General features: G+C 42.2%; 1 protein-coding gene. It reads left to right on the forward strand.

The window, feature by feature from the left end; genetic code table 11:
* A partial coding sequence (locus tag HG543_RS54085) for a hypothetical protein (protein WP_439332630.1) occupies positions 1 to 200 on the forward strand: 200 nt, incomplete at its 5' end.
* Between the last annotated feature and the right edge of the window lie 286 nt (positions 201 to 486).

Consider the following 486-nt stretch of genomic DNA (forward strand, 5'->3'; position numbering starts at 1 on the left):
ATGAGTATAAGAGACAGGCTGACCAGAGTGAACAGGTGATTCGTCATCTGAAACAGGAGATTGAACACCTGAACACCTTACTTTTGTCCAAGGATTCGCACATTGACAGCCTGAAACAGGCCATGCTCCTTCTTGAAAATCACCAGGCAAAATTAACTGAATCCCCGGCGCCATGGTGGAAATTCTGGAAAAAATCCTGACCCCGTCATGCTTCCGTTTTCCTCTCCGGCCATCCCGGGGAGTTCCTGAACCTTCCAAAAAATCGCCGGATTTCTGAACGCTCCTCACCACTAAAAATACCCACACACTACGCAAAATTAAAATTTTGCAGATTTATATTTAATATCAGTAGTTTACTTTCCTGAAATTTCGTTTTTTAAATTTTATTTATATAGATCCGACTCTATGACGAGTCGTCATAGAGTCCCCGGCGAGTCGTCATAGAGTCGGTAACGACTCAGCACTATAAAAACAATGAGTTAATAA

This window comes from Pyxidicoccus fallax (assembly GCF_012933655.1).
GTDB classification, from domain to species: Bacteria; Myxococcota; Myxococcia; order Myxococcales; family Myxococcaceae; genus Myxococcus; species Myxococcus fallax.